General features: G+C 61.7%; 17 protein-coding genes and 7 tRNA genes. All 24 read left to right on the top strand.

Annotated elements, in window-relative coordinates; all coding sequences use genetic code 11:
• Positions 1–5: 5 nt before the first annotated feature.
• Positions 6–2,342 (top strand): tetratricopeptide repeat protein, encoded by a 2,337-nt coding sequence (locus DESUT3_RS14480; protein WP_221249185.1) that lies wholly within the window; start codon positions 6–8, stop codon positions 2,340–2,342.
• Positions 2,343–2,550: 208 nt separating this feature from the next.
• Positions 2,551–3,012: a hypothetical protein gene (locus DESUT3_RS14475; protein ID WP_221249184.1), complete on the top strand. Its 462-nt coding sequence runs from the start codon at positions 2,551–2,553 to the stop codon at positions 3,010–3,012.
• A gap of 136 nt (positions 3,013–3,148) precedes the next feature.
• Positions 3,149–3,225, top strand: a tRNA-Pro gene (locus tag DESUT3_RS14470).
• Positions 3,226–3,229: 4 nt separating this feature from the next.
• A tRNA-Arg gene (locus DESUT3_RS14465) sits at positions 3,230–3,306 on the top strand.
• 80 nt (positions 3,307–3,386) lie between these two features.
• Positions 3,387–3,462 (top strand) — tRNA-His (locus tag DESUT3_RS14460).
• A 177-nt stretch (positions 3,463–3,639) separates the two neighbouring features.
• Positions 3,640–3,722: transfer RNA gene (locus tag DESUT3_RS14455), tRNA-Leu, on the top strand.
• Positions 3,723–3,831: 109 nt separating this feature from the next.
• A complete protein-coding gene (gene tig / locus DESUT3_RS14450; RefSeq protein ID WP_221249183.1) occupies positions 3,832–5,151 on the top strand; it encodes a trigger factor in 1,320 nt (439 codons plus the stop codon).
• 11 nt (positions 5,152–5,162) lie between these two features.
• Entirely contained in the window at positions 5,163–5,747 is a 585-nt protein-coding gene (gene clpP / locus DESUT3_RS14445) for an ATP-dependent Clp endopeptidase proteolytic subunit ClpP (protein WP_221249182.1), read from the top strand.
• Positions 5,748–5,771: 24 nt separating this feature from the next.
• A complete protein-coding gene (clpX, locus tag DESUT3_RS14440) occupies positions 5,772–7,022 on the top strand; it encodes an ATP-dependent Clp protease ATP-binding subunit ClpX (RefSeq protein WP_221249181.1) in 1,251 nt (416 codons plus the stop codon).
• A gap of 50 nt (positions 7,023–7,072) precedes the next feature.
• The gene (gene lon / locus DESUT3_RS14435) at positions 7,073–9,496 is read left to right on the top strand and encodes an endopeptidase La (protein ID WP_221249180.1); all 2,424 of its coding nucleotides are present in this window, start codon (positions 7,073–7,075) and stop codon (positions 9,494–9,496) included.
• 103 nt (positions 9,497–9,599) lie between these two features.
• The gene (locus DESUT3_RS14430; RefSeq protein ID WP_221249179.1) at positions 9,600–9,872 is read left to right on the top strand and encodes an HU family DNA-binding protein; all 273 of its coding nucleotides are present in this window, start codon (positions 9,600–9,602) and stop codon (positions 9,870–9,872) included.
• A gap of 130 nt (positions 9,873–10,002) precedes the next feature.
• Positions 10,003–10,079, top strand: a tRNA-Asp gene (locus DESUT3_RS14425).
• 13 nt (positions 10,080–10,092) lie between these two features.
• Positions 10,093–10,168, top strand: a tRNA-Val gene (locus DESUT3_RS14420).
• 41 nt (positions 10,169–10,209) lie between these two features.
• Positions 10,210–10,286: transfer RNA gene (locus DESUT3_RS14415), tRNA-Asp, on the top strand.
• A 151-nt stretch (positions 10,287–10,437) separates the two neighbouring features.
• A complete protein-coding gene (locus DESUT3_RS14410; protein ID WP_221249178.1) occupies positions 10,438–11,403 on the top strand; it encodes a peptidylprolyl isomerase in 966 nt (321 codons plus the stop codon).
• On the top strand, positions 11,400–12,458 hold the full coding sequence (locus tag DESUT3_RS14405) for an SMP-30/gluconolactonase/LRE family protein (protein ID WP_221249177.1): 1,059 nt from the start codon (positions 11,400–11,402) through the stop codon (positions 12,456–12,458). Before DESUT3_RS14410 ends, DESUT3_RS14405 begins: the two co-directional genes overlap by 4 nt.
• 85 nt (positions 12,459–12,543) lie before the next feature.
• Positions 12,544–13,365, top strand: a complete 822-nt coding sequence (locus DESUT3_RS14400; protein ID WP_221249176.1) for a cytochrome C — start codon at positions 12,544–12,546, stop codon at positions 13,363–13,365.
• 35 nt (positions 13,366–13,400) lie between these two features.
• Positions 13,401–14,525, top strand: coding sequence for a multiheme c-type cytochrome (locus DESUT3_RS14395; RefSeq protein WP_221249175.1), 1,125 nt, complete (start codon positions 13,401–13,403; stop codon positions 14,523–14,525).
• Between the two features lie 107 nt (positions 14,526–14,632).
• Positions 14,633–15,841, top strand: coding sequence for a type II secretion system F family protein (locus DESUT3_RS14390; RefSeq protein WP_221249174.1), 1,209 nt, complete (start codon positions 14,633–14,635; stop codon positions 15,839–15,841).
• 10 nt (positions 15,842–15,851) lie between these two features.
• Positions 15,852–17,576 carry a GspE/PulE family protein gene (locus tag DESUT3_RS14385; protein WP_221249173.1) on the top strand — a complete coding sequence of 575 codons (1,725 nt, stop codon included), beginning with the start codon at positions 15,852–15,854 and terminating at the stop codon, positions 17,574–17,576.
• Between the two features lie 2 nt (positions 17,577–17,578).
• Positions 17,579–18,493, top strand: coding sequence for a type IV pilus biogenesis protein PilM (gene pilM, locus DESUT3_RS14380; protein ID WP_221249172.1), 915 nt, complete (start codon positions 17,579–17,581; stop codon positions 18,491–18,493).
• Positions 18,494–18,503: 10 nt separating this feature from the next.
• Positions 18,504–19,058 (top strand): PilN domain-containing protein, encoded by a 555-nt coding sequence (locus tag DESUT3_RS14375; RefSeq protein WP_221249171.1) that lies wholly within the window; start codon positions 18,504–18,506, stop codon positions 19,056–19,058.
• Positions 19,059–19,631, top strand: a complete 573-nt coding sequence (gene pilO, locus DESUT3_RS14370) for a type 4a pilus biogenesis protein PilO (RefSeq protein WP_221249170.1) — start codon at positions 19,059–19,061, stop codon at positions 19,629–19,631. It abuts the gene before it with no gap.
• Positions 19,628–20,524 carry a hypothetical protein gene (locus tag DESUT3_RS14365; RefSeq protein ID WP_221249169.1) on the top strand — a complete coding sequence of 299 codons (897 nt, stop codon included), beginning with the start codon at positions 19,628–19,630 and terminating at the stop codon, positions 20,522–20,524. Before pilO ends, DESUT3_RS14365 begins: the two co-directional genes overlap by 4 nt.
• The last annotated feature ends 97 nt before the right edge of the window (positions 20,525–20,621 follow it).

Below are 20,621 nucleotides of genomic sequence, written 5' to 3'. Positions count from 1 at the left end.
CACTCATGGCTAGTTTCGGTCGCATACTGCTGCTTGGCATTTTGCTCACCGTCCCCCTTTTCGGGGGCGGCGACGGGCATTGGTCCAGGATGCTGGCCGAGGTCGGGGGGATGGGGCTTTTGCTGTTGTGCCTGGTGCGGGGGCGTGCCGGATCCACCCCCTTTTACGGCGCCCCGGGCCTGGTCCCGCTGGGGCTGCTGTTGCTATTCGCCGCTATGCAGCTGTTTCCGCTACCCCCGCTGCTGCTTCGCCTGGTCTCCCCGGCGACCTGGCGACTCTACGCCGAAACCGCCTGGGAGGTCCGCCCCGGAGCCTGGATGCCGATTTCCATCGAGCCCCGGGCAACTCTCCACGCAGGCCTGCGGATCCTCTCCTGGGCTGCCGTCTACCTGGCCGCCGTGCAGCTGCTGGCCAGTCGCGAGCAGCAGCGGCGGGTGGTGACCACTCTGATTTATTTCCTGGGCGCGCTCACCCTGCTGGGCTTCGCTCAATTGCTGTACCCCTCCTTCGCGCTTTGGGGCCTGCTGAAATCCCTGGCCCCGGCCGGGGTCCTTTCCGAGGTCGATCAGTTCGCAGCCTTTATGGCCCTTGGGGCCTGCCTGTCCCTGGGGTGGTATCTGGCCCAGAAGCCGCGGGTGACCTACCTCGGGTTTCGCGGGCAGCTGATCGACCTGTTCAGCATGGCACCCAATCGCCGGCAATTTTTTTTCGGCCTGGTTAGCCTGCTGGCCCTGTCCGGCATTTTTCTGGCCCACCGTCCGCTGCTCCTGACCATCACCCTGGCTGCGGCGCTTCTGGTTTCTCTGGTCCTCCTGGCTCGTCGGGTCCATCGTGCCAGGGCCCTGGTGGTGGCGCTGTTTGCGGCCCTGTTTCTGGGCGCGACGGTTTTTCTGCACTGGGGGGTCGGCATGGGCGGGCCCCTGGCCACCGAAGCGGCCTTTTACAGCGACCCAGGACGGTCGACGCCGCGGGGAGATGGCCTTGCGATCCTCGGACATTTCCCCGCCGCGGGAACGGGTTGGGGAACCCTGCCCAGCGTCTCGGACCGTTTCCCCTTGGACTCCGACGGGGGGGGCTTCGCTCTGCTGCGCCAGGGGGAACTGGGCCGTGTTGCCGCCGAGGGGGGCCTGTCGGGGCTTCTGTTGGCCGGGTTTTTCCTGGTGGAAGTTTTCCATCAGGGGGCGATCTCCTGGTGGAGGCGAAAGAGTAGAACCTCGCTCTGCCTTTACCTTGGGGGCGCGGCCGGGGTGGTTTCACTGCTGGTGCTGGGACTGTTGGACCGTCTTCCGGACTCCGACGCCCTGGGATTGCACCTGTTTTTTCTGCTGGGCTTTTCCGTGGCGGTGGCCAACACCCGCTCGCGCAGCCCGGAGCAGGACAGCGATCTGCCGGCCATGGCGCCGGCCAAGGTCTCCCGAGGACTCGTCGCTACGGCGCTGCTTCTGATTTTCGTGGCCATGGTGCAGGGCGGCGACCTGGCCGGGCGCAAAATCTTCCTGGAAAAACCGGCAGAGCGGGAGCCCGGCACGCTTGCCGAGCCCGCGGCCCGCTCAATGCTTGAGGCCGCCCGCCAGGCTGCGCGCCTTGCTCCTCTTGATTCCAGGTACCGCTATGCCTTGGCCGACAGCTACCTGGATCTGGAGGATAATGAACAAGCCTTGGGGGCATTCGCCGAGGCCCTGCGGCTTGCCCCCCTGAATGGAGAGTACCTGCAACGGATCGCCCTGGTATACGACGCCACCGGCGATGCCGACAAGGCTGCGCGGCTTCTGTTGGCAGGGGTGACGAACGACCCGCGCAACGCCGAACGGCACAAGGTCTATGCACTCTGGCTGGTCGCTGGGAAGCGGGTCGATGAGGCGGTGGAGCAGTTTCATCAGGCCATGGCCCTGCAGCCCGCCAAGACAGGAGACTACCTGATGCTGATGGCGCTTTCCGGTTTGCCCGAGGGGAAAATCACCCAGGCTTTGCCTGGCCATTCAACCGTATGGGTGAACTATGCCGATTACCTGGTGGGCCGGGGAGATCAGGCCGGCGCGGAGGCCGGTTATCTGCGCGCCACGGTTCTTGCCGGACAGGAACCGACGCCGGAGGCCACCTCGTTCTGGCGGCTCTATGAGTACTACCAGGACCGCAACCGCAGCCGCGAAGCCCTCGAAGCGCTGCTGGCGGGAATTCGGGCCCTGCCCGAGTCGCCGCAGCTCAGGCAGGCCGCGGCACTGCTCTATCTGCAGTTGGGGATCACCTACCGGGCGGTCGAGGAGTTTCGCAATACCTTGTTGCTCGACCCGGGCAACACCGTCGCCCGTCAGCATCTCGAGGAATTGGATGCTGACCGTTGAGACTCATAAGTTTTCATGCCAAAGTATCAAATATGTGGGGAATAGGTTTCATTTAAGGCTCTTTTTATCCGATTTGCTCCCGCCCTCCTTGACTCTTAATGCATTCATGGTTAATTGAGCTTAATGATTAGGGTGGATCCTTTGTACCGCCCAACGGCAGAGGCTGCCGTTTTCCAGGATCTTGGCTTTGGAGGGAAAGGAGGGAGTCATGAGGAGGATGTCCTACGGGTGGATTTCGGTCGCAATGGCGCTGGGGGTAGTCTTTGTGGGCTGCGGGGGGGGCGGCTCGGACCGTGACCCGGTGCCGGTCAACGCCAACGTGCTGGGGACGCTGATGCTGCCGGAGGCGGTGGATACCCCGACCTACCAGGTCTACATCGACGATGATACCGATCCGACGACCTTCGTGGCTCGAAGCGAGGGGATCTGCGCCTGCAACACGGCCATCGACTACTTTTTCAACAACGTTCCGCCGGGGACCTATTATATATATGGCATCGTGCGGATGAACCAGCACCTGGACGGCCCAGCACAGCCCAACGATTTCCTGGGCTTTTACGGGACCCTCGACGGCCAGAAGCCCGATGCGCCCAATTTGGTGGTGCCCGGCGGGCAGGAAATTGCCTCGGGAATCGAAATCCGTGCCACACTGGTTCCTCCGGCCCCTTGAAGCCTTAACTGGCCCTTGCCGGCGATGGACCAGTGGCGGGGTGCCGTGCCGGTCCAAATGCGCAAAAATCGAAGCAGCCTCGATGCCAGATTGGGGTTGCTTTTTTTTGCCTTGCGTGCTAGAAGGTTGGCCTCGTCGGGGCGTAGCGCAGCCTGGTAGCGCACCTGCCTTGGGAGCAGGGGGTCGCTGGTTCGAATCCAGTCGCCCCGACCATCACGCGCCAGTAGCTCAGCTGGATAGAGCATGTGACTTCTAATCACAGGGTCGAGGGTTCGAGTCCTTCCTGGCGCGCCAATTTCAAGACCGTCGGAAGGGGAAAATTTCCGTTGACAATCCCCGGACGCTTGGTTAGTATCGCGAAGTTAATTTTTGTGGTGGGTGTAGCTCAGTTGGTAGAGCACTGGATTGTGGCTCCAGTTGTCGAGGGTTCGATCCCCTTCACTCACCCCAAATGAACTCTCTGGCCCACCTTTTTACCGCACCAGTTAATGCAGCGCCCGCGCTGCAGGTGAGTCGGCAAAAAGTTGGGCTTTTCTATTCCGGGGCCGTGGTTTCCGGAGGGTGCCGCTGGTCCCGGTCGGCGGCATGCCTGTTTGCGGTTCCCGGGAGTCTGTCTCCCCGGGTCTTGCGAGAGTGGCGGAATTGGCAGACGCACTGGACTTAGGATCCAGCGGGCAACCGTGGGGGTTCGACTCCCCCCTCTCGCACCACTTGCCTTTTTGGCCTTCGTGGCCCGACAATAAGATCCCCTCTCGTGGCCCGCGGACGCCGCTCTGCGGGTTGCCGTTTCTGAACAAAATCCAGTTGTGAGGTAAAGTAATGACCGTTCAAGTAGAGAACATCAGCAGCGTAAAGAAAAAACTTTCTTTCGAGGTCCCGGCCGAAACGGTCAGCGCCGAAATTGAAAAGGCCTACCAGAAGATCGCCAAGACCGCCAAGATCAAGGGGTTCCGTCAGGGCAAGGTGCCTCGCGGGGTCATCGAAAAGTACTACGCTCCCCAGATGGAGGAGCAGGTTCTCAACCGATTGATCAACGATACCTATTTCAAGGCGATCGTGGATAATCGGATCGCTGCCGTCTCCGACCCGGAAATCGTCGAGGGGAGCGGTCTCGAGCCTGGCAAGCCTTTTACCTACCAGGCCGAGGTCGAGGTCAAGCCCGAGGTGGAGGTCAAGGATTACACGGGGCTGAGCCTGCAGCGGGAGAAATTCGAAGCCGATCCGAAGATGGTCGAGTCCCGTCTCGACGAGATGCGCGCCTCGCGGGCCCAGATGGAGGTGGCCGAGCGTGATGAGGCCAAGGAAGGCGATTTTCTGAATATCGCTTTCGAGGGCTTTATGGCGGGTCAGCCCTTTGACGGCGGAAAGTCCGACGACCATGTGCTCGAGCTCGGCTCGGGCTCCTTCATCCCCGGTTTCGAGGCGCAGCTCGAGGGGATGAAGCGTGGCGAGGAGCGGGAGATCGAAGTGACCTTCCCCGAGGATTACGGCAACAAGCAGTTGGCCGGTCAGCCGGCGACCTTCAAGGTCAAGGTCAAGGAGATCAAGGCCAAGGTTCTGCCCGAGTTGGACGACGAGTTCGCCAAGGGGTTCGGCCTGGAGTCTCTCGAGGAGCTTCGCGGCAAGATCGACGAGAATTACCAGACCCAGGAGAAAAACCGGGTCGAGGGCGACCTGAAAGAGCGCCTGATGGACGAGTTGATCGCCCGCAATCCCTTTGACGTTCCGGAGGCCATGGTCGCCAGTCAGCTCAAGTACATGCTGGAGAATATCCGCAACCGGATGCAGAGCCAGGGGATGAGCCTGGAGATGCTCGGCATGAACGAGGAGTCCTTCGGGCAGATGTATCGGGACACCGCCGTCAACCAGGTCAAGGGGAGCCTGATCCTCGAGGCCATCGCCCGCCAGGAAAATCTCAAGGTTGAGGGTTCGGAGATCGATGATAAACTCTTGAAAATTGCCGAGATGGCCAATGCTCCCCTGGACGCGGTGAAGAAATATTATGCCGGGGACGATGCGCGGCAGGGGCTGATGGCCCAGATGCTCGAGGAAAAGGTGCTGGAGTTTCTGTTCGAGAAGTCCACGGTGGTGGATGTCGCCAAGGAAGAGCTGGCAGGCGCAGACAAAGACCAGGAATGAAGGGGTAACTTATGAATCTGATTCCCATGGTTGTTGAGCAGACCGGGCGTGGAGAGCGGGCATATGATATCTACTCCCGGCTGCTCAAGGACCGGATCATCTTCCTCGGCGGGCAGATCGAGGATCATATGGCCAACCTGATCATTGCCCAGTTGCTGTTTCTAGAATCCGAGGATCCGGACAAGGATATTTTCCTCTATATCAATTCCCCCGGCGGGGTGGTCACCGCCGGGATGGCCATCTACGACACCATGCAGTACCTCAAGGCCCCGGTCTCCACCATCTGCGTGGGACAGGCCGCCAGCATGGGGGCGGTCCTGCTTGCCGCGGGGACCAAGGGCAAGCGCTTCGCCCTGCCCAATGCCAGAATCATGATCCACCAGCCCCTGGGCGGATTCCAGGGGCAGGCGACGGACATCAAGATCCACGCGGAGGAGATTCTGCGCATGCGCGAGGAGCTCAACGGGATTCTGGCCAAGCACAGCGGGCAGAGCCTCGAGCGGATCGCCTCGGATACCGAACGCGACTTTTTCATGGGTAGCGAGGCGGCGAAGAAATATGGTATTATCGACGATATCGTCGAGAGAAAGCAGTGATTTTCTAGTGCGGAGGCAATCTTAGTGAGTCAGAACGACAGCCAATCCGGGCAGCTTACCTGCTCGTTCTGTGGCAAGGCCCAGGATGAGGTGAAAAAGCTCATTGCCGGTCCCGCAGTCTACATCTGCGACGAGTGCATCGAGCTGTGCAAGGATATCATTGCCGAGGAGGCCAAGCTGGAAGGTTCGACCGCCGAGGGCACCTCGCGGTTGCCTCGCCCCTCGGAAATCAAGGATACCCTCGATGACTTCGTCATCGGCCAGGAGCGTGCCAAGAAAATTCTCGCCGTCGCCGTCTACAATCATTACAAGCGGGTTGAGGTGGCCGGGAAGTCCGGTGAAATCGAAGTGCAGAAGAGCAACATCCTGCTGCTCGGCCCCACCGGCAGCGGCAAGACCCTGCTTGCGCAGACCCTGGCCAAGGTGCTCAACGTGCCTTTTGCCATCGCCGACGCCACCAACCTCACCGAGGCGGGCTATGTGGGCGAGGATGTCGAGAACATCATCCTCAACCTGCTGCAGGCGGCGGATTACGACCTGGAGAAGGCGCAGAAGGGGATCATCTACATCGACGAGGTGGACAAGATCGCCCGCAAGTCCGATTCTCCCTCCATCACCCGGGACGTCTCGGGCGAAGGGGTGCAGCAGGCGCTGCTGAAGATCATCGAAGGGACCATGGCCAGCGTGCCGCCCAAGGGTGGGCGCAAGCATCCGCAACAGGAGTTCCTCAAGGTCGACACCACCAATATCCTGTTCATCTGCGGCGGCGCCTTCGCCGGGCTGGAGAACATCATCAGCCAGCGTACCGGCGCCAAGACCATGGGCTTCGGCGCCGAAATCAAGCACAAGGAAGAGAAGCGGCTCGGTGAAACCCTCTCCCAGGTCGAACCCGTCGACCTGCTCAAGTATGGGTTGATCCCCGAGTTCATCGGCCGACTGCCGGTGGTGGCTACCCTGAACGAACTGGACGAGGAATCTCTCATCCAGATCCTCAAAGAGCCCAAAAACGCGCTGATCAAGCAGTACCAGAAGCTTTTCGAGATGGAGAAGGTCAACCTCAAGTTTACCGATGGCGCCCTGGTGGCGGTGGCCCGCGAGGCTCTTAAGCGCAAGACCGGCGCGCGAGGTCTGCGCTCGATCCTGGAAAACGCCATGCTTGATGTGATGTACGATATTCCGTCCCAGGACCGGGTCAAGGAAGTGGTCATCAACGAAGACGTGATTCTCAACAGGGCCCGCCCGATTGTCCTGTATGAGTGCGCCGAATCCGCTTGATCCTTCCGGATCGCGTGATCGGCCCCAACTTTTCGGTACATTGATATCTTATGACTTCAGACAAGGAACAAGACAACCCCAGCGCCGCAGTCTCTGGCGTCCGGCTTTATCCGCTGCTTCCACTCCGGGATATCGTTATCTTCCCGCACATGGTGACCCCTCTCTTCGTGGGGCGGCCACGCTCCATCAATGCCCTCGAGGGGGCGATGGAGAAGGACAAGCTGGTCTTTCTGGCGACCCAGAAGGATGCCAAGGTCGACGAGCCGCTTGCCGAGGATATCTACGAGGTCGGCACGGTCGGGCAGGTCATCCAGATGCTCAAGCTCCCCGATGGAACGGTCAAGGTTCTCATTGAGGGCAAGACCCGCGGCCGGATCAGGGCGTTTTCCGAGCAGGACGAGGCCTTTTTCGTCGAGGCGGAGGAGCTGGAGGATATCGCGGTGGCTTCGCCGGAAATCGAGGCCCTGATCCGCACGGTTGTCGACACCTTCGAGAACTACGCCAGCCTCGGTAAGAAAGTTCCCCCCGAAATGGTCTCCTCGGTATCGGCCATGACCGATCCCGGGAGGCTCGCCGACACGGTTATCGCCCACCTGAGTGTCCGTATCTCCGAGAAGCAGGATATCCTCTGCCAACTAGCCCCCCGGGAGCGCCTGGAGAGCCTGCTCGCGCTGATGGAGCGCGAGGTGGAGATCCTGCAGATCGAGAAGAAGATCCGCAGCCGGGTCAAGAGCCAGATGGAGCGCAGCCAGAAGGAGTACTATCTCAACGAGCAGATGCGCGCCATCCAGAAGGAGCTCGGCGAAAAAGACGAGTTCAAGCAGGAAATCCGCGATCTCGAAGAAAAGATCGAAAAACGCGGAATGTCCAAGGAGGCCGCCGAAAAGGCCCGCGCCGAACTGCGCAAGCTCAAGATGATGTCCCCCATGTCCGCGGAAGCCACGGTGGTGCGCAACTACGTGGACTGGCTGGTCTCGCTCCCCTGGAAAAAGGGGACCCGCGACCGGGTGGACCTCGATCGCGCCGAGGCGATTCTCGAGGCGGACCATTACGGCCTGGAAAAGGTCAAGGAGCGTATCCTCGAATACCTCGCGGTGCAGGCCCTGGTGAAAAAGATCAAGGGACCCATCCTCTGCCTGGTCGGTCCGCCGGGGGTCGGCAAGACCTCCCTCGGGCGCTCGGTCGCGCGGTCGCTGGGGAGGAAGTTCGTCCGCATGTCCCTCGGCGGAGTCCGGGACGAGGCGGAAATCCGCGGCCATCGGCGCACCTACATCGGCGCCATGCCGGGCAAGATCGTGCAGGGCATCCGCAAGGTCGGCGTGAAAAACCCGGTGTTCCTGCTGGACGAGATCGACAAGATGAGCACCGACTTTCGCGGGGACCCCTCCTCGGCCCTGCTCGAAGTCCTCGATCCGGAGCAGAATGGCACCTTTGGCGATCACTTTCTCGACGTGGAGTACGATCTCTCCAGCGTCATGTTCATCGCCACGGCGAACACCCTCTTCTCGATTCCCCGGCCCCTGCAGGATCGCATGGAGATCATCCGCATCGAGGGCTATACCGAGGAGGAAAAGCTCCACATCTCAAAGCGATATCTGCTGCCCAAGCAGCTGGAGGCCCACGGTCTGACTGCGGAGTTGGTCAACTTCTCCGAGGCGGGGTTCTACGAAATTATCCGCCGCTATACCCGCGAGGCTGGCGTTCGTAACCTGGAGAGGGAGATCGCGAACATCTGCCGCAAGTTGGCCCGCGAGGTGGTCAAGGCCAAGGACAAGAACAAGAGCTACAGCATTGGCGTGGCCCAGGTTCGCAAACACCTCGGGGTGCCGCGCTACTCCTACGGCACCATGGAGGAGGAGAACCGGGTCGGCCTGGCCACGGGGCTTGCCTGGACCGAGGTCGGCGGCGAACTGCTCAACATCGAGACCACCATCCTGCCTGGGGGTGGCAAGCTTACCATCACCGGCAAACTCGGCGAGGTCATGCGCGAGTCGGCTCAGGCCGCTTTGAGCTATGTGCGCTCCCGCTGGAGCGAACTGGGGCTGGAGAAGGATTTTTACCCCCGCCTGGATATTCACATCCATGTTCCCGAGGGGGCGATTCCCAAGGACGGCCCCTCGGCGGGTATCACCATGGCGACCGCCCTGGCCTCGGCCCTGACCGGCCGGCCGGTCGATCGCAACCTGGCCATGACCGGAGAGATTACCCTGCGCGGCCGGGTGCTGGCCATCGGCGGCCTGAAGGAAAAGCTGCTGGCGGCCAAGCGCGCTGGAATCCAGAAGGTGCTCATCCCCAAGGACAATGAAAAAAACCTCGAAGAGGTGCCGGCGCAGATCCTCAAGTCGCTGCAGGTCATCCCTGTCGCCCATGTCGACGAGGTGCTGCGCGAGGCCCTTTTGGGTGAGGTTTCCGCCCAACCGCTGCCTGCCGGAGAGGACCTGGTGAAAGAGGCGGAGGATTCGGTGCGCCATTAGTGAAAAACCTGGAAATAATCTCTTGACACTCTTTTTTAAACTCTGATATATATATCGCGGTTTCAGCAGGGCTATAATAATTCCTAATAAGTGGAGGTATGTTGTGACAAAAGCGGATCTTGTGAATGCAATGGCGGAGAAGGCGGGACTGAGCAAGGCCGATGCCGAGAAGGCTCTCAAAGCATTTACCGACTCCGTTACCGACGCTCTGAAAGCTGGTGAGAAGGTTGCTCTTGTCGGTTTCGGTACCTTCAGTGTTGGTGAGCGCGCCGCCCGCACCGGTCAGAATCCCCAGACTGGCGCCAAAATCCAGATCGCTGCGGCCAAAAGCCCCAAGTTCAAGGCTGGCAAGGCCCTCAAGGACTCCGTCAACTAAGTCCTCCACGTAGTTACTGGCAGTTTGCAATAGATCAAAATAGAAGTTGGAAAATAGGAACCGGAAGAGCCTGTCTTTTCTCCTCTAGCCACCAGGGCTTCCTTCTGCTTCCTATTTTCTTTCCTGATGCGGGGCTGTAGTAGAGTCGGTTACAACGCCGGCCTGTCACGCCGGAGGTCGCGGGTTCGAGTCCCGTCAGCCCCGCCATATTAGGTTGCAAGGGCGAATAGCTCAGCTGGGAGAGCATCGGCCTTACAAGCCGAGGGTCACAGGTTCGATCCCTGTTTCGCCCACCAGATACAAGCGGGCCTTGTGCCTGCTGCAGAGATTGTCCAATGGGGCTGTAGTAGAGTCGGTTACAACGCCGGCCTGTCACGCCGGAGGTCGCGGGTTCGAGTCCCGTCAGCCCCGCCATTAAATCGACAAAAGGCGTCTCCAGAGCGGAGACGCCTTTTGTCGTTCAGGGACCATTGGCCGCTTGACTTCCGGAAGAGCCTTTTCCTAGTATTAAGGCTGTTGCCCGCCCGTTTCTACCGATCAATCTCACATTTGCCAGGAGTCTCCCATGTCTTTGCCCAAGTGTCGCCTGCTTTTGACCGCCCTGGTTCTGCTTTCCGTCGTTTCCGTGGCTTTGGCCCAGGAGAGCGCGGAGGGGCTGGTCGCCAAAGTCGGCGGTGTGCCGGTCACCAGGTTTGAGCTGCAGCAGCAGGTCCAGAAAGTGCTCCCCATGCAGGTCGGTTTTCATGGCCGCCTGTCGGAGGAGAAGCTGGCGGAAATCAAGCAGAAGGCACTCGACGAACTGATCGAGCAGGCCTACAAGGTTCAATATGCCATCCGTGAGGAAATCGCCGTGGATAACGCGGCCGTCCAGGAGGCATTGCAGCCGATAATTGACAAATACGGCTCCGAACAGGGGTTGCAGCAGGCCCTTGGCAAGGTGAGCCTGCAGGACTTCAGGGCCGTCCTTTACAGACAACTGCTGGCCGCCAAGGCGGAAAAGCTCGCCATTGACGACAAGGTCAAGGTGAGCGATGAGGAGGTGGCCGCGTTTTACCGCAAGCACCAGGAGGGCTATGTACGGCCGCGGCAGTTCAAGGCCAGCCACATCCTGGTTAAGGTCAACCCCTCCTCCAACGCCGAGGAGCGCGCCGCGCTCAAGAAACGGGCCGAGGAACTTGCCGCCAAGGCCAAGGCGGGGGAGGATTTTTACAACCTGGCTTATTACAACTCCGACGATCGCAGCAAGTACGTTGGAGGGGATCTTGGCTACTTCCACGAGGGGCAGACCGTTGCCGAATTCGAGGCGGCCCTGAAGAAACTGAAGGCCGGAGAAATCTCCGACCCGGTGAAGACCATGTATGGTTTTCACATTATCAAGCTGGTCGAGGTCAACGAGTCCCGGCAGTTGGGCTTCGAGGAAGTGGCGGGGAAAATCCGCCAGACTCTTGAGTCGGGCAAGCGCAAGGAGCTCTACGAGGCGTGGCTGGCCGGGCTTGAAAAGCAGTATGCCGTGGAGAAATTCAACCCGTGAGAGCGCTCGCGCCGCTTTGCCGGCTTTTCCGCCTGGCTCTGCTGGTGATGTCGGCACTTGCCCTCGTCGGCTGCGCAACGGGCCCTTTGCCGGAGCTGGACTGGAGGGATCCTGCCGTCGACCAGGTCTGGCCCTCTCCGCCGGAAACCGCTCGGCTCCGCTACCTGCGCAGCCTGACTGGGGTCGGCGATTTTGAGGGCGATTCGAAAGGCAGTCGGTTATTTCGCTGGGTGACCGGTGAAAAAAAGCAGGGGATGCCCCTGGTTTCGCCCTTTGCGGTGGCGGCCGACGGCAACGGCCGGGTCTGGGTCACTGATCCGGGAACCGGGCTGATTAATTCTTTCGACCTGGGTCGCCGCCGCGTCGAATACTGGGGCCAGGCCGGCGACCAGCCGTTTGTTTCTCCCGCTGGAATCGGGTTCGATCCGCAGCAGGGGACCCTCTATGTTTCGGATCCCGGCTTGAACAAGGTCTTCGCCCTGGATCTGGACGGGGAGTTGCGGGGGGCTTTCGAGCCGCCCGGGGGATTCGGGCGGCCCGCCGGCCTGGCGGTGGACGCTTCCGGAAGTGTCTACGTGGCCGATGTCTTGAAGGGGGTCGTGCATGTCTTCAATGGCCGGGGAGAACACCAGGGGGCGCTGGGGAGCCTGCTCGCCGCCACCGGACGGTTCAATCGGCCCACAGGCGTGGCGCTGGGCCGGGATGGCAGTGTATTCGTGCTGGACACGATGAATTTCAAGGTCGAAGTGCAAAATCCCGACGGCACCCTGGTCGGCGGGATCGGCGGCTCCGGCGATGTTCCCGGCGCCCTGGCCCGGCCGCGGGGGGTGGCGGTTGACTCGGAGGGGCATCTCTACGTTTCCGACGCCGCCTTCGACAACCTGCAGATATTCAGTCGCGAGGGGCAGCTTCTGCTTTTTGTGGGAGGCAATGGAGATGCTCCCGGGTTCTTCAACCTGCCGGCCGGAATGTTTATCGACCGACAGGACCACCTGTACGTGGTCGATTCGCTGAACCGCCGGGTACAGATTTTCCAATATCTCGCCGAGCGCTGATCCGCGGAATTCGGCCACGGCTTGGCCCTCTATTTGCATCGAAGGGATAGGGCAGTAGTCGAAAACCTGTTGAAGAGGGATGACGATGGTTTTTCTAAAAAAGGTCTCCGGCGCCCTGGCAATCTACCTGTTGCTGGTCGGCCCGGTGTTTGCCAAGCCCCTGCGCAATGTCAACGCCTCTGGCGTCAGTACCGCCAACGGGAACCTGCACGACATGTCCGCGGACAACGCCACGAACCCGGTGCATGCCGATACCGAGACCCAGGTCTGCATCTTCTGCCACACCCCGCACGGGGCCTCCGCCCAGTCCGCCCTCTGGAACCGCGGCGAGAACGCCGGGGCCTATCCGCTGTATGGAAATGGGACCGCCAATATCGCCATTATCGATGATCCTACGGCCAGCGCCAGTTCGGGCTATGGCGCCAACTACCCCAACGGGGCCTCGCGGATGTGCCTTTCCTGCCACGACGGGGTGACGGCCGTCGGCAACGTGCTGGTCGGCGGGGCGATCGATATGGTCGATATCGACGATAACCCGATCAGTACCCTGGCCGACCTGCCGGGTGCCGACCCGCTGGTCGACAAGAAAATTGTCGATCTGGCCCTCTCCCATCCCGTCTCCTTCAGGTACGACGCGGCGGTGAGAGCCGATATCAACAACTATCATACCGTCGCGGCCACCGGGAAGTCCTATGGGTACGACATCGTCGCGGGCATCAACACCCCGCTCGATGCACAGGACCGGATGCAGTGCACCACCTGCCATGATCCCCATAACGACAACCGCGCGGAAAACGCCTCGGGCCTGCCTTTCTGGCGCAATCCTTCCGCAGCTGATCCCTACCTGAATGTCTGCGACAACTGTCATGCGGGCGGGGTGATCTTCGGCAACTCCCACAACATGTAGGTGGGGGATCCATGGCCAGGGAGACAAGGGGAAAAATGATTAGGAAGATTTTGCAGCTGATAGCGATTTTAGCCGTTTCCGGGGCCATGATCGTGGCGATCTGCCCCTCATCCCCGGCGATCAGCAGACCCTCCGGCGGGGTGCTCCAGGGTGCCCATGGCGACAAAGAGCTGCTCCCCGGCAGCTGCCGGGCCTGCCACCGCGGCATGGCCATGAAAATCAGCGGCGAAGAGAATGTCTGTCTCGACTGCCACGGCGATACGGCGAGGCGCCAAGAGATGGAGCGGCGGGGCATGCTCAAAAACGCCAGCCGCCTCGAGTTGGCCAATATCCACACCGATCTGCGCAAGGCCTACGCCCACCCGGTGCTGACCACCAGCGGCGTCCACCGCCAGCGCGAGACGCTCCCCGAAGAGCAGGTCAACGCGGCCCGCCATGCCGAATGCGTCGATTGCCACCAGCCCCACGTGCTTGATATCGGCAAGCCCTTCCGCGGCATCTCCGGCAAGCGGGTCGGCAACTTCATCGCCGACATCGACAAAGAATACGAGCTTTGCTACCGCTGCCACTCGAGCAGCGCCAACCTGCCGGCCTCTTCCACCAACAAGCATGCCGAGTTCAAGGCGACCAACCCTTCCTTCCATCCGGTGGAGGCGGAGGGGCGCAACAAGTACGTGATCAGCCTCAAGTCGCCCTACGTCGCCGAGGCGGAGAAGCCGGGCGATGTATCGATGATCAGCTGCAGCGACTGCCACGGCAGCGACGACCCCGACGGCCCCCGCGGGCCCCATGGCTCCAGGTATCGGGGGTTGCTGAACGTCAATTACGAGATGACTGACGGGCGCCCCGAGAGCGAGTACGCCTACGGGCTCTGCTACAAGTGCCACGACCGCAGCAGTATCCTCGGCAACGAGAGCTTCCCCTACCACGCTCTGCACATCGAGGGGCGGAGTGCCGCCAATCTGGAGGGGACCTCCTGCTTTACCTGTCATGACGCTCACGGCAGTTCCCGCTACCAGTACCTGATCCGCTTCAACGAGGAGGTGGTCAAGGCCAATTCGGCCGACAAACTCGAATTCAAGGCCCAGGGGGTCGCCTCCCGCCACGGCTCCTGTCTGCTTACCTGCCACGGGGTCGAGCACAACCCGAAAAGCTATTAATCGTCAAATTTCTGTTAGACTTTCAGGGCCGGGGGAATCTTCCTCCGGCCCTTCTGCGTTGGATTTTTCATTCAATTTTAATAGCCGGTATGGTATTTATATGGGCCATGCCCTCATTTCGCTGCAAAATCGGAACCGCTGACGGCCGGGTGGTCGAGAAGGAGTTCGACGCCGTCAATCAGGACCTGCTCCGGGAAAGCCTGGAGCAGCAGGGGTTCCATGTTTTTCAGGTAAAAAAGCTCCCCTTTCAGTTTCTGCGGGGGACGGACCTGGGGCGCGGGACGCTGGCTGGCCGCCGCTTTCTCTCCTTCAACCAGGAGCTGCTGGTTCTGCTGCGCTCGGGGCTGCCGATTCTGCAGGTGCTCGACACCATTATCGAGCGGATCGAGCCGGGAACCCTCCTCGAGGTGCTGCGGGAGATCCGCCAGGACGTCAAGGGCGGAAGCGCCCTTTCGGAGACTTTCGGCAAGTATCCCAAAACCTTCCCGCATCTGTACGTGGCCTCGATCAAGGCCGGGGAGCGAACCGGAGACCTGCCGGTCACCCTGGGGCGCTACATCCTTTACCAGAAACGGGTCGAGGCGCTCAAGGCCAAGGTGCGCGGCGCAGCTTTTTATCCCGCACTGTTGACGATTGCGGTGATCGGCGTACTGCTGTTCATGCTGCTCTACGTGGTGCCGAGTTTCACCCAGATCTACACCGATGCCAATGTACAGCTGCCGCTGATGACCCGCATGCTGATCGCGGTGGCTGAGGGACTGACCGGAAGCCTGCCGCTGACCCTGCCCCTGCTGGTGGCCGGCCTGGTGGGGGTTCGTATTTTTCTGCGTTCGGAGCGGGGCGGGATGCTGTTCGACCGGCTCAAGCTCAAGGCCCCCTTTTTCGGCAAGCTGCTGATCGATTACGCGCTGTCGAGCTTTTGCCGCACCTTCGGGACCACCCTCTCCAGCGGCATCCCCGCGGTCCAGGCCATGCAGATGTCCCGGGGGACCCTGAACAACCGGTTGCTCGAATCCCGCCTGACCCGGGCCATTCAAAGGGTTGAGGAGGGGACTGCGATCTCCCAGGCGCTCGAGCAGACCGGGTTTTTCCCCAGCATTGCCCTGCGGATGATCGGGGTCGGCGAGACGGGCGGCTCGCTCGCCGAGATGCTCGGGGATGTCGCCGAGTACTACGAGGACGAGGTGGCCCGGCGCCTGGATCGGCTGACCACCCTGATCGAGCCGATGATGATGATGATGATGGGCCTGCTCATCGGCGGGATTGTCGTTGCCATGTATGTGCCGATCTTTCAGCTGGCCGGCACGGTCCGCTAGGAACCCATAGATGCAATTCGAACGCAAGAAAATCGGCGAAATCCTGGTCGAAATCGGAGCCATCACCCCGGCCGAGGTCAAGTTGATCCTCGAAAGGATGAAGGCCAACGGCAGGACCTTCGGCCTCACCGGAGTCGAGGAGGGCTTCTTTTCCAGGGAGTTGCTCGCCCAGGCGCTGGCCGCCCAGTTTCAGCTCGAATACCTCGAACTGGACGGCTTCGTTCCCGATCAGCAGCTGATCAACTCCCTTCCTACAGGGATGCCGTTGCGCTATCGGTTTTTGCCGATCAGCCGAACCAGCGAGGGGCTCGAGATCGCCATCGGTGATCCCACCGACGTCGCCACCCGCGAAAGCATCGAGCTGCTGCTGGATACCCCGCTGATTCTGCGCGTTGCCGTGGAGAACAAGATTACCCGCATCCTCGAGCGGGGTGAAGGATCCAAGCGGGTGCTGGAGGAGGTCTCCGAGGATTTCAAGCTGCAGCTGGTCAAGGAGACCGACAAGGGCGAGGAAGTCCTCTCCATCGAAAAGCTCACCGCCGACACCAGCCCCATCATCCGCCTGATCGACTCGACCCTGTACGACGCCCTGATCAAGCGTGCCAGCGACATCCACATCGAGTCGGCCCTCGATGGGGTGATCATCAAATACCGCATCGACGGGGTGCTCTACCGCGCCACCGAACCCCTCGACAGCCGCTTCCAGAGCCCGATCATCTCGCGCATCAAGGTCATGAGCGAGTTGGACATCTCCGAGCGGCGCATCCCCCAGGACGGGCGCTTCAAGGTTCGCGTCGGTGGCAAGTCCATCGACTTTCGCGTTTCCATCATGCCGAGCATCTTCGGCGAGGATGCCGTCATCCGTATCCTCGACAAGGAAACCATCGCCTCGGACCTCAAGGGGCTGACCCTCGAGGCGCTCGGCTTCACCCAGCGCGAGCTCAGCCGCTTTCGGCGCATGATCCGCGAACCCTACGGGATGGTGCTGGTCACCGGCCCCACCGGCAGCGGCAAAACCACCACCCTCTATGGCGCCCTCTCGGAGATCCACAACGAGGAGGAGAAGATCATCACCATCGAGGATCCCGTCGAGTACCAGCTCAAGGGGGTGGTGCAGATCCCGGTCAACGAGAAAAAGGGCTTGACCTTTGCCCGCGGCCTGCGCTCTATTCTGCGCCACGACCCCGACAAGATCATGGTCGGCGAGATCCGCGACCCTGAAACCGCCCAGATCGCCGTGCAGTCGGCGCTGACCGGCCACCTGGTGTTCACCACGGTGCACGCCAACAACGTATTCGACGTGCTGGGGCGGTTTCTGCATATGGGGATCGATCCCTACAATTTCGTTTCCTGCCTCAACTGTGTCGCCGCCCAGCGCCTGGTGCGCAAGATCTGCTCCCACTGCAAGCGGCCGATCAAGTACGGGCGCGAAGAGCTCGAGGAGTCGGGCCTCGACTACGAGCAGTACCGGGACCACACCTTTTACGAGGGGGCCGGCTGCGACGAGTGCAACGGCATGGGCTACCACGGCCGCAGCGCCATTGTCGAACTGCTCGACCTCAACGACGACATCCGCGAACTGATCGTCAGCAAGGCTTCGGTGGTCCAGCTCAAGCGTGCCGCCCGGGAGGCCGGTACCATGTTTCTTCGGGAGTCCGCGGTGGAAAAGGTGCTGATGGGGATTTCGACCCTCAAGGAGATCAACCGGGTGACCTTCGTGGAAAAGGTGGTGTGAGCGTGATCCGTCGAACCTATCTCGGCCTTGATATCCGCCCCGAATCGCTCTACGCCGTCGCCCTGCTGCGCCAGGGGACCGGCGCCTCGCTGTCGGGTGGCCGGATGATAGGCCTCGACCGGGGGATCCTGGAGCTGTCGGTGCGCGAGCCCAACATTGCCGACCGGGCCCGCTTTATCCAGGCGGTGCGCGAGGTGCTCGACCCGTTGGCCGGCAAGGAAGACCGCATTGCCCTGGCTCTTCCCGATCAGATCGGGCGGGTGCTGCTCACCGAAGTGGAGACCGCCTTCAAATCTCGCGATGAAGGGGTCGAGGTGGTCAAGTGGCAGCTGAAGAACAGCCTGCCCACCGAGGCGCGCAACGTCCAGCTGGATTACCAGGTGCTCGAGCGGACCGAAAACGGCCGCTATCGGCTGATGGTGTCCCTGATGGTAAAAAGCGTGCTCCAGCAATACGAGGAGGCGCTGGCCGAGGCTGGCTACAACGCCGCCCTGATCGATTTCCACTCGGTCAACCTGTACAACTACTACCGCTCCAGGCTCGAATCGGGAGAGGATTTCATCCTGGTCGGGGTCGAGGGGAATTCGTTCAGCCTGCAGTATTACCATGGGCGGCTGCCGGTCTTTCACCGGACCAAGCGCATCGCTCTTGAACCGGGGAAGGTCTTTCAGGAAGTCAACCTCTCCTGCGCCGGATTTCGCGACAGCCAACCGGGCTTTGTCCGGGCGCCGGTTTACCTGCACACCGACTGGCCGGAGCGGGAGCCGCTGCTGGAGGCCCTGCGCTCGGCCTTCGAGCGCGATGTGGTGTTGCTCGATCCGCGGCTCGATCGCATGGCCAAAACCCCGCTGAACCTGGCGGCCGGAAGGGACATGGAGATTGTCGCCGCCGTCGGCGTAACCGAGCGACTGCTGTGAAGGGACCGGAATGAAACCGACTTTGAACCTTGCCAGCCGGACCTATCTCAACCGCCGGGCCGTCAACGCCCTGTATCTCATTTTGGGGATTGCGCTGGTGGCGCTGCTCGCCTGGAACGGGGCGGCCATATTCCAGAGCCGCTCCCAGGGAGCCCAATTGCGCGCCCGGCTCGCCGAACTGGAGCAGGAGATGGCCAGTCGCCGCGGCAGCGACGCCGATTTCAGCCCCGCTGCCCAGCAGCAGTTGCACGAGCGGATCGCCTTCGCCAACGAGATAATCCTGCAGGACAGCTTCTCCTGGACCGGTCTGCTGGACCGGCTGGAGGAGGTCCTGCCGGCGGGGGTCCGGATTTCCGAGATTCAGCCCGATTACAAGGACTCCAGTCTGAGGCTCGTGGGGCTGGCCCGCAACGTGGGCGACATGCGCAATTTTCTCGACCGGCTGATGCAGTCCGCGGAATTCAGCGACGTCTATCTGCTGAGCCAGGGGCGGGTGGATTTCAAGGAAGGGGCCAGCCAGCAGAGCGTGGTCGGTTTTTCCATCGTAGTGAAGGGGGCGTTCTGAATGGCGCGGGAAACGATTTTCCAAGCCCTCTGGCGGCTGAACAAGCTCTGGCCCTCGGTCCTTGCCGGGCTGCTGGTCCTCAACCTGCTGGTATTTACCGGTTTGAACCAGTGGGTCCGTCCCGAACTGGAGAGCCTGGAGCGTGAGTTCATCGAGGCCCAGGCGCTCTCCCGCAAGAGCCAGCAGGAGCAGGCGTCCGCGGGGACGCCCCTGGCGGCCTTTCATCAGGGGCAGCAGGACCTCGCGGCGTTTCGCGAGCGGGTTCCGCCGCGCTCCGATTTCACCTCCCTGATCAACGAGCTTTTCGCCCTGGCCCAACAGGCCGGGCTGACCATCGATCAGGTCAACTACGATCCAAAGGAAATCACCGAGGAGCGACTGCTGCGTTATGGACTGACCTTCGCCGTCACCGGGACCTATCGGCAGGTCAAACAGTTCGCCTACCTGCTCGAGCAGTCGACCCGGCTGATAGCCATCGAGAAAATCACCCTGAGCGGTGCCGGTGAGCCCGGCCAGGGCCGGGTCAGTCTGCGGCTCATGCTGTCGACGGTATTCAGGATGGAAATCGAATGAAACGGCAGCGTCTGGTACTGGCCACACTTGTCGGCATCCTTGTGCTGGCCCTCGTCTATGCCTTTTGGGCAACCCCGCGCCAGCAGCGCGTGGCGGCAACCGGTGCGGCCGAGCAGCCCCGCTCCGGCACCCCCGGAACGCCTGCTCCCGGTTCCCAGGCCCCCGATGGGCTGCGTCTTGACCTGCTTGATCGGGAGATCCTCGCCTTCGGCGAGCCTCGTCGGGACATTTTCAACGCCTGGGACGTCCCTCCTCCGCCACCCCCACCGCCGCCACCTCAGGCAATCCGGCCGCCGGCCCCGGCGCCGCCGCGGCCTGTGGTCCCCTCGGTGCCGGTCGCGGCGCCCCGGCAACTGGCCCGCTTCGATTATCTCGGCTACCTGGAGAAGGAGGGGGTGAAGACCGTTTTCCTGTCCCAGCAAAATGAATTGTTCGTGGTGCGCGAGGGGACCAGGTTCGGCGGCAAAAGCGAGTTTCTGGTTACCGGCATCTCCAGCGAAGCCCTGACCATCGAGCAGCAAGGAGTGACGGGTGTGATTACCGTGGCGTTGAAGGAGGAGACGACGGGTCCGACCTCCTTCAAGGCTCCGCGCGGCGGCGGGGTGGCCGCGCCCCGGGTTCCGGGGGGGCGCTCGTTTGCACCGGTCCCATCTCCTGCACCCGCGGGCGGTGCCGAGGCGCCCGAGGAATATCAGCAAACGGAAGAGGCCTTCGGCCAGCCGCCGGAGCCGGTGTCGCCTGCCGACCAGACCCAGGCCCCGGCCGCCACGCCCACGCCGTTGCCGACGCCGATCATGCCGCCGCCGGTACCCGCGCCGCAGCAGGAGAACGGCTCGTCGGGTATTCTGCAGCCGTTGCCGGCCAGCCCGGTGGTGAAACCATATGGGGAATGATGGCGCGGTCCATGGCCAGGAGGGAACCCTTTCTGGGGTTGGTACCAGGGGGATTTTTTTTCGCTTTCGTGAAATGCGCTCTGCAGGAAATGGGGAA

The organism is Desulfuromonas versatilis (genome assembly GCF_019704135.1).
GTDB lineage: Bacteria > Desulfobacterota > Desulfuromonadia > Desulfuromonadales > NIT-T3 > Desulfuromonas_A > Desulfuromonas_A versatilis.
Note: the sequence above shows the minus strand (reverse complement) of the source record. Positions and strands in the feature narration are given on the sequence as shown.

Coding starts and splice junctions, on each gene's coding strand:
- DESUT3_RS14480 (WP_221249185.1), top strand. CDS start 6: ATGGCTAGTTTCGGTCGCATACTGCTGCTTGGCATTTTGCTCACCGTC.
- DESUT3_RS14475 (WP_221249184.1), top strand. CDS start 2,551: ATGAGGAGGATGTCCTACGGGTGGATTTCGGTCGCAATGGCGCTGGGG.
- tig (WP_221249183.1), top strand. CDS start 3,832: ATGACCGTTCAAGTAGAGAACATCAGCAGCGTAAAGAAAAAACTTTCT.
- clpP (WP_221249182.1), top strand. CDS start 5,163: ATGAATCTGATTCCCATGGTTGTTGAGCAGACCGGGCGTGGAGAGCGG.
- lon (WP_221249180.1), top strand. CDS start 7,073: ATGACTTCAGACAAGGAACAAGACAACCCCAGCGCCGCAGTCTCTGGC.
- DESUT3_RS14410 (WP_221249178.1), top strand. CDS start 10,438: ATGTCTTTGCCCAAGTGTCGCCTGCTTTTGACCGCCCTGGTTCTGCTT.
- DESUT3_RS14400 (WP_221249176.1), top strand. CDS start 12,544: ATGGTTTTTCTAAAAAAGGTCTCCGGCGCCCTGGCAATCTACCTGTTG.
- DESUT3_RS14395 (WP_221249175.1), top strand. CDS start 13,401: ATGATTAGGAAGATTTTGCAGCTGATAGCGATTTTAGCCGTTTCCGGG.
- DESUT3_RS14390 (WP_221249174.1), top strand. CDS start 14,633: ATGCCCTCATTTCGCTGCAAAATCGGAACCGCTGACGGCCGGGTGGTC.
- DESUT3_RS14385 (WP_221249173.1), top strand. CDS start 15,852: ATGCAATTCGAACGCAAGAAAATCGGCGAAATCCTGGTCGAAATCGGA.
- DESUT3_RS14375 (WP_221249171.1), top strand. CDS start 18,504: ATGAAACCGACTTTGAACCTTGCCAGCCGGACCTATCTCAACCGCCGG.
- pilO (WP_221249170.1), top strand. CDS start 19,059: ATGGCGCGGGAAACGATTTTCCAAGCCCTCTGGCGGCTGAACAAGCTC.
- DESUT3_RS14365 (WP_221249169.1), top strand. CDS start 19,628: ATGAAACGGCAGCGTCTGGTACTGGCCACACTTGTCGGCATCCTTGTG.